The organism is Corynebacterium sp. HMSC035E02 (assembly GCF_001836065.1).
In the GTDB taxonomy this organism is placed as follows: domain Bacteria; phylum Actinomycetota; class Actinomycetes; order Mycobacteriales; family Mycobacteriaceae; genus Corynebacterium; species Corynebacterium hiratae.
Genome location: NZ_KV827372.1, coordinates 686 through 1208, shown reverse-complemented (window position 1 = coordinate 1208; position 523 = coordinate 686). Strand labels below are relative to the sequence as shown.

Sequence of the window (523 nt, the reverse complement as noted above, 5' to 3'; positions counted from 1 at the left end):
GAACCGTGATGAGTCTGAGGTTCCTGAGGGTCCGGTTAAGGACGAGGACGGCGACGGCCTTGGCGATACCGGTGTTACCGATAAGGATCCGGAGGACGGCAAGGCTGACATCACCGATGGTCCGCTGACCAACGACACTGACAAGGACGGCATCCCGGATGCTGTTGACCCGGATATCGATGGTGATGGTGTCAACAACACCGACGAGAAGGTTGCTGGCACTGACCCGTACAACCCGGATACCGATGGTGACGGCGTCAACGATGGTGATGAGGACGCTGACGGTGATGGCAAGACCAACGCTGAGGAGTCTGACCCGACTGTTGATGAGTCCAAGGACTCTGACGGTGATGGCATCCCGGACATCATTGATAAGGATGACGAGGATGGCCCGAAGGGTGACAAGGACGGCGACGGCATCATCAACGAAGAGGACCCGGACGCTGACGGCGACGGTGTTTCTAATGATGATGAGAAGGCCGCTGGCCTGAACCCGTTGAACCCGGATACCGATGGTGACGGC

General features: G+C 58.3%; 1 pseudogene. It reads left to right on the top strand.

Annotated elements, in window-relative coordinates:
• Positions 1 to 523 (top strand): annotated as a pseudogene (locus HMPREF2635_RS13455) (hypothetical protein); the annotation flags it as partial.